Annotated in this window: 5 protein-coding genes; all 5 read left to right on the top strand. The window is 38.0% G+C overall.

Features of this window, described 5'->3' with window-relative positions; all coding sequences use genetic code 11:
* Window positions 1-41 precede the first annotated feature (41 nt).
* Complete coding sequence (locus BW935_RS15700) at window positions 42-2,471, top strand: TonB-dependent receptor (RefSeq protein WP_076502736.1); 2,430 nt, start codon at window positions 42-44, stop codon at window positions 2,469-2,471.
* A gap of 398 nt (window positions 2,472-2,869) precedes the next feature.
* A complete protein-coding gene (locus BW935_RS15705) occupies window positions 2,870-3,466 on the top strand; it encodes a DUF3109 family protein (protein ID WP_076502737.1) in 597 nt (198 codons plus the stop codon).
* 72 nt (window positions 3,467-3,538) lie between these two features.
* The gene (locus BW935_RS15710; RefSeq protein WP_076502738.1) at window positions 3,539-4,666 is read left to right on the top strand and encodes a DUF4221 family protein; all 1,128 of its coding nucleotides are present in this window, start codon (window positions 3,539-3,541) and stop codon (window positions 4,664-4,666) included.
* A gap of 441 nt (window positions 4,667-5,107) precedes the next feature.
* Window positions 5,108-5,320 (top strand): hypothetical protein, encoded by a 213-nt coding sequence (locus BW935_RS15715; protein ID WP_076502739.1) that lies wholly within the window; start codon window positions 5,108-5,110, stop codon window positions 5,318-5,320.
* An 11-nt stretch (window positions 5,321-5,331) separates the two neighbouring features.
* Window positions 5,332-7,958: DUF7507 domain-containing protein (locus BW935_RS15720; RefSeq protein WP_139325564.1), on the top strand; the 2,627-nt coding region annotated here is incomplete at its 3' end.

Here is a 7,958-nt window from a genome sequence, read left to right on the forward strand (position 1 = left end):
AATTAAATCTAAATAAGAATAGATAAGCTTTACGCCAAAGTATGAAAATCAAGGTAATTATCACCCTCTTGATGCTTGCGTTTACAACCGCAGCATTTTCTAATGAATTACTGATCAATGATAAAGATGAAAAAACAGTAGTCATTTCAGGTAAGATCAAATCTAAGGATGGAGAAACCATCCCTTATGCAAATATCCTAGTAGTAGGTACTGTGAAAGGAACATTTACTAACCTAGATGGTACTTTCCAAATTTATGACTTGGAGGATGGTACGTATACGATAAAGGTATCAGCTGTGGGATACAAAACTTTTTTCCGTGAAGTCACTGTAAGAGGAGGCCAAATCAGTGAGCTAGACTTAGTATTTGAAGAAACAGGTGTGGAAATGCCTCAAATCACCGTAATAGCAGATAAAGATAGGGTATTCTCTAAAGTGCCTGGATCAGTTACTTATATTGATCAAAGAGAGTTGAATACCATCTCTCCTATCAGTGGTAATGAAGTACTCAGAAGATCCCCAGGTGTACATGTAGTAGATGAGGAAGGTATAGGTATGCGTGTCAATATCGGTATCAGAGGTCTTGACCCTGATAGAAGTAGATCAGTTTTGGTTTTGGAAGATGGAGTGCCTGTAGCGCTTTCTCCCTATGGCGAACCAGAGATGTATTATACTCCGGCAATCGATAGAATGGCGGGAGTAGAAATACTGAAAGGTTCTGGACAAATCCTCTATGGTCCTCAGACCATCGGTGGGGTCGTCAACTATATCTCTCCAAATCCTCCACAGGAACAAGAAGGATCAGTTAGAATTCAAGGTGGACAAGGAGGCTTTTTCTCTGGTTTGGTAAACTATGGCAACACCTTTGGCAACACAGGAATGCAGGTTAATCTTTTGAAAAAGAGGGCAGATAACGTGGGACCTACAAAATTTGATATTACTGACTTCAATACCAAGTTCCTTTTCAATATCAACGAAAAATCTGAATTAGGGCTAAAACTAGGCCTTTACAATGAAGTGTCTAATTCCACATACATTGGTATCAATCAGGTTATGTTCGATCAAGGTGGTCAAGACTTTACCAGATTGGCGCCAGATGATCAGCTTGATGTATCGAGATATTCGATCAGCTTCAGTCATAAATACAGATTCAATAGCAATGTAAGGTTGAATACCATAGCTTATGCTTACACCACGACTAGAAATTGGAACAGACAAGATTTTGCCATCAACGAAAGCAACACACCTCCATCCAATTGGACGGGTGTAGTTTGGGGGGATAGGGATATTCCAGGTGGAGCTATCTTCATGAGAAATGGCACAGGAAATAGAAATAGACAGTTTGCCGTAGGAGGTATTGAGCCAAGGCTGGAAGTAGATCACAAGCTCTTCAATTTGAAGAATGAGTTGACAGTGGGTACGAGGTTGCTATGGGAACAAGCAAACGAGCAGCGTGTCAATGGGACCAAAGCAGGTGTGAAGAGTGGTAACTTGGTAGAGGATGAGGTAAGAACAGGAAATGCCTTTGCAGCATACGCACAAAATAAAATTGCACTTTCTGAAAAAGTTGACTTCAACCTTGGGGTGAGATATGAAAACTTCAACTACGAAAGAGATATTAGGAGAAGAAATTTTTCAGGTGTAGGCATAAGAGATACTGTCTTGATCGCAGGTAATGTGATTCAAGAAATCATCCCAGGAATGGGCTTCAACTATAGACCGACTCAAAAAGTGAATTTCTTTGGTGGTGTGCACAAAGGATATGCACCTCCAAGAACCAAGGATGCCATTACAGCAATGGGAGATGTGTTAGACCTTGATGCGGAAGAAAGCTGGAATTATGAATTGGGCTTTAGAACAGAGATCAGCAATTGGATTTTCATGGAAATGACCGGATTCTACATGGACTTTAGCAATCAGATCATTCCTGTAGCAGAATCTGCTGGTGGACTTGGTTTCGGAGTAGTCAATGCAGGGGCTACCTTACATAGAGGTGTGGAATCAGCTATGGTTTTTGATTTGAGTAATCTCTTTGGCCTGACCAAAACGAGATTGAACTATGACATCAATGCCACTTATGCACTTTCTACATATTCGGCTGATAGATTCATCGATGATGTAAATATCAATGGCAACAGAACACCCTATGCCCCAAACTGGTTTATCAATTCAGCTTTGACTTTGGAAACTGAGTCTGGCTTTGGAGCTCGATTGACTTTAAACTATGTCGGTGATCAGTTTGGTGATGAATTGAATACGGTCGCTCCTTCTGTTGATGGAAGAATCGGAAAAATAGATAGTTATACTGTTTTGGATGCCATGGTCAGCTATGATGTAAAAAAATGGAATTCAAGATTCAATGTTGCTATCAAAAACTTAACGGATGAAAGGTACATAGCTACAAGAAGACCTCAAGGAATCAGGGTAGGTATACCTAGATTCATCACAGCAGGTTACGAATTTAGATTCTAAGAAAAAAAGTAATTTTTTTTTCAAACTTTCAAACATTCTCTAATCAGTACTGTTTATGATGTTAGTAAGGCTTTAAATAGCTTTTCTTCATAGTGCTGGGTTGAACCGCTCCGAGAAATTGGGGCGGTTCTTTTTTTGATCTAATTATATCCTTTTTGTCGTAAATGCTTTCATAAATAAATACTTTATGAAAACTACAATCAAATTAATTTTCTCCGCATTGCTTTTAATGACTTTCATACTTGGATGTTCAAAAGATGAAGACGAGGTGGATCCAAACTTTATTAATGCAATCAATTGATTATAAAACTTGGACCCTGAGTCCGAGTTTTATTGATGCATTTTTTCTAAGAAAAGAATTCCATTTTTGTAGCTTTGCTTTTAAAGTTTGAGAAAAAATGATTCTAGTAGGCAATGCAGTCATCTCTGATGACATCAAAGACCAGTTTTTTGTGTGTGATTTGGAAAAATGCAAGGGGGCTTGCTGTGTGGAGGGTGATGCAGGTGCACCGCTGGAAGATGAAGAGACCAAAATCATTGAAGAAATATATCCTATTGTCAAGGACTACATTACCCAGGAGGGACGAGATGCCATTGCAGCGCAGGGTACATGGGTGATTGACAAGGAAGGGGATAAGGGAACCCCCACTATCGGAGAGAATAGAGAATGTGCTTATGCCTTATATGATGAAAAAGGTATTCTGAAATGTGGGATTGAGCAAGCTTATCTAGATGGGAAGATCGCCTACAAGAAACCCATTTCATGTCACCTTTATCCCATCAGGGTCAAAAAGTATGATGGATTTGAAGCATTGAATTATGACCGATGGGACATCTGTAGTGCTGCTTGTGTATTAGGAACCAAATTAGGGGTGCCGGTTTATAAATTTTTGAAAGACGCCTTGATTAGGAAGTTTGGAGAGGATTGGTATTCAGAATTGGTGGAAGAGATAGAAGCTGGTAATTCACAAGATCAAATTGAAATCAAAGGCTAAGTAGAGGGTTTTTAGTTTTAAAAATATTTTTTAGTATATTTCTGAAATATATAGTCATCAAAAATCCAGACCATGATCAGAAGCATATTTACTTTTATTAGCCTTTGTCTCCTAATAGCTTGTAATACAGCTAAAAACCAGGAAGAAGTAGCCAGCGAAATACAGTTAGAGATTATTGATGAAATCAAGACTTTTGCCATGCCTGAGGGCTGGGGTCATTTTAATCACATCTTTGTAAACACTAGAGACAAGATCTATTTTTACAGTTATGGCAAAAATTCCCTGGCCGCATTCGATAAAAAGACCTCGGAATTGCTTTTTGAAACCAAGTTTGATAGAGAGGGGCCAAATGGCATGGGTGGAAATGTTGCTGATATCAAAGTCACAGATGATGGAGAGATCTGGCTTTATGCACCAGGAGATAGGTTTTTTAACATGAATGCATCAGGGGAGGTCTTGTCGCAATATACCCTGAAAACAGCTGAGATTTTTGAAAAGAACATTTCCCCTTTGGGTTTTGCCTTTGAAAAGGTCAATGATGTACTCTATATCCCAAGTATTCCCATGACTTTTCAATGGACATCTCTGTCTGTAGATGAATTGGCAGCTTTGCCCAATGTGATTGCTTATAACTTGCAAGATGATACTTATGAATTTGCAAGTATGTTTGATCGGGAGTTTTTGGGAACAAATCTGAATAAAATGATCATGTCAGGAGTCACTTTGGGGAAAGATGGAGAATTGATCGTCAATCATAATTTTCGAGATATCTTTGTAATCAAAGATGGCGTGCAGCAAAGCTACACAGCTTCTTTTTCTCAATTCCCCGCAGACCCTCCCACCTCGTCAAAGGATATGTTTGAGGATATGAACGAAATCATGCGCATCTTGAATTATACTGATTCCTATTTACGAATAGATTATTTGCCATTACACAATTTATATATGCGTGTGGTCAGGTTTGAGGAATCTCCTGATGATGGGTTAGATCGTCAAGGTACATTTTTAGCCTCCAAGTGGGCTTTGGTATTTCTGAATGAAGATTTCCAAAAGGTAGGAGAAATCGTACTTCCCGAAAGCGCCACCAATGCCAATTACATTTTTGAGACCGAGGAGGGAATTTGGTTTTCTACAGACCATCCTAACAATCCCGATTTAGATGAAGATCTGTTTCGGTTTAGATTAATCAAGGTAAAATAAAAATTAGATTTTATTAAGATTTAAAAGTTTCCCTTAAGATCAGAATACAAGGTATGGCTCAAAAAGGTCATACTTTTTTTATGATTAATGATTTTACCAAGGTGTTTTTAATCTACTGAAAAATCCATAATCAATTATATTTCAGTGAAGTAGAAATTTATTTTAAATGTTTTTCAAAAATTTTTTCAAATACATTTTGAAGTGTTAAAATTTATAAAACACTAAAAATCAAGCATTTATATTTTTTGCATAAAAATAAAAATGTATTTCATAGCAATAAAAATGTATTATGTTGAATATTTTTTTTGAAAAAACTTGTTTATGAAATACAAATTTGTGTATTTTTACAGCAAATAAATATGTTCGATTGATTCTTGATAAATCAATTACTCAAAAAAGGGAGTCATCGAATTGAAAGTGAAGCTTTTAAAGAAACAGGTTATGGGAAAAGATTTACAGTATTACTGTTATGCGCAGATGCAGAAGGACGCGGGAAAGTTCTTCGAGGTAATTCCGGTCAATTTTGGAGACAGGATTTTAAATTTTCATTCAGAAGCATCAGGGGAATTTTTGAAGGAATCACCCAGCACCCAGCTTCCAATCATCACAAATGTTTATTCACAAACCATGGCCTTGACGGGTCAGGTATCTTAATCTATTAGGTTATGAAGACTAATATGAAAAATCTATATCTGGGGATTTTACTTCCTTTAATAGAGATATTGAAATCGAATTTGAGTGCTCGAAGTCGTAAACAAAATAGAGTTCTTGAATCTGATTTTGGTATTTTTAATGCTATCAACCTTTTCAAAGGAGGGTTGGTAATGATGATATTCTTATCATCATTTGTAAATGCACAAGCAGAGTGTATTGTGCCTAACAATATGAATCAGACAGAATTCGTAAATTTTCTAAATGCGAATCAAGGGACTTGTGATGGGACTGTAATAATCCCAGCTGGGGTTGTAATCACGATGAATTCAACAATAACTGTCCCTAATCATATAAATACTCTTATCATTAAGGATGGTGGTAGGATATTGTGGTCTTCTAATAATGTTGATTTAATTTTGCCTCAAAATACATCTATAATTATAGAGAATACGACTAATATTGGGACTACTACAGGGGCTCTTGGTTCTACTACTTCAACGTGTTCCAACAATAGAAGAGTTGTAATTGGTACTGTTCAATATGCAGCTTGTAATGGTGGAGGAAATGTTTGTTTAATTTTTGCTGACTTAATTCAACAAGGCGGAACTCCTAGAATCAATGTTGAAGTAGCTACGATTGGGCTAGAGGGTAACGAAGTTTGTGCGGGCTCAACCCTCTTAGATGCTATTATTACTGGTCTTCCAGCAGGGGTAACACCAACTTCTTATTCTTGGACACAACAATCTGGTCCGAGTACTGCATCTTTTGATGCTCCTAATCAGCAAAGTACAAATGTTACTGCAATAACTCCTGGTACTTATATTTTCCGATTAACTATTACAATCCCATTAGGACCAGAAGGGACTGACTGTTTTAATCAATCTGTTACTGTTTTTTCAGATGTTGAGCTTAATTTTCTAGCCTCTCCAGTTGCAGATTTTACTTTTTCTGAGCCTACTTGTGATTTGGTAGTAAATTTTGACGGATCAACTTCTACAGATCCTAATGGAAATGACAACCTGCAATATGAATGGGATTTTAATTATGATGGTGAAAACTTCAATGTTCAAGCAACTGGAGTAAATACTCAATTTACTTTTCCTACAAATGATAGATTTAATGTAGCACTCCGAGTTATTGATTCTGATATTTTGATAGAATGTCAAGAGGATATTAAAATCCTTGAGGTAGTATTCCCAGAAACAGCTCAAATAGTAACTCAAGTTGAAAATACTGAGTATTGTGTAGGTTCAGGTCCACAGGGCTATGCTGTGACTCAGGATCCAGGTTATGCGTTGATTTACTATGCATCGGAAACTTCCGAGTTGCCTTTGGAAGCAATTCCTTCAGTTGATACAGATACTGCCGATCCAGGTGTTTATACAGTATGGGTAAGCCAAATTATAGAAGGAGAATGTGAAAGCGCTAGAGTTCCTGTTTCAATCACAGTGAATGCTGCACCTAATGTCCCAGAATCTACTGGAAATATCACTGTTTGTGCATTGGATCCAATCCAGACTTTAGATGCAAATGATGCAATCGAAACAGTTTCAGGTATTACTTACAGATGGTATGCTACTGCCACTGGCGGATCTGAAGTTATACCAACTTTAAGTTCAATTGGAACAGCTACTTTTTATGTTGAGGCAGTTTCAGAAAAAGGTTGTGCTTCTTTAAAAAGAACACCAGTGACTTTGACGATCAATGATTGTAGGGTAGCAATCACGAAAGAGGTTGATTTCGATGTAATCGATGCACCAACAACTTTGAACTACACCATTAGAGTAACTAATCCAGGTAATACACCACTGACAGGTGTAGTAGTAACAGATCCGTTGACTAACGAGGCTACTCCATTGGTACTTGCTTCAGGTGATACAAATGGAGATGGAAATTTAGATACCGACGAAACTTGGGTTTACAATGCTTCTTATGCTGTAGATCAAGATATGATCGATGCAGGTACTGCTATCGTAAATACGGCATTTGTAAATACTGATTTTACAGGAGAGGAAGAGGCGAGTGTGACAACCACGATCACACAAGCTCCAGCAGTAAGCATAGAGAAGGTAGTAGATCTAGGAAGCATTTCAGCGCCACAGACTTTGACTTATACAGTTACAGTAACCAACGAAGGCAATGTAACCTTGACAGGAGTAGTTGTAACGGATGTACTTCCAAACGGAGTAGAGGTAGTATTGACAGCAGAAGGAGGCGAGAGCTTCGGTATCGGAGAGTCAAGAGACTTCACAGTAACATATGAAGCAACACAAGCAGACATTGATGCAGGTTTAGACCTAGTAAACAATGTAAGTGTAGCAAGTGCAGAAGGCGCATCAGACAGTGACGATGCAACAACCACGATTACACAAGCTCCAGCAGTAAGCATAGAGAAGGTAGTAGATCTTGCAAATATATCTGCACCACAGACTTTGACTTATACAGTTACAGTAACCAACGAAGGCAATGTAACCTTGACAGGAGTAGTTGTAACGGATGTACTTCCAAACGGAGTAGAGGTAGTATTGACAGCAGATGGAGGCGAGAGCTTCGGTATCGGAGAGTCAAGAGACTTCACAGTAACATATGAAGCAACTCAGGCAGACATTGATGCAGGTTTAGACCTAGTAAACAATGT

The sequence above is a fragment of the Belliella pelovolcani genome, from assembly GCF_900156785.1.
In the GTDB taxonomy this organism is placed as follows: Bacteria; Bacteroidota; Bacteroidia; order Cytophagales; family Cyclobacteriaceae; genus Belliella; species Belliella pelovolcani.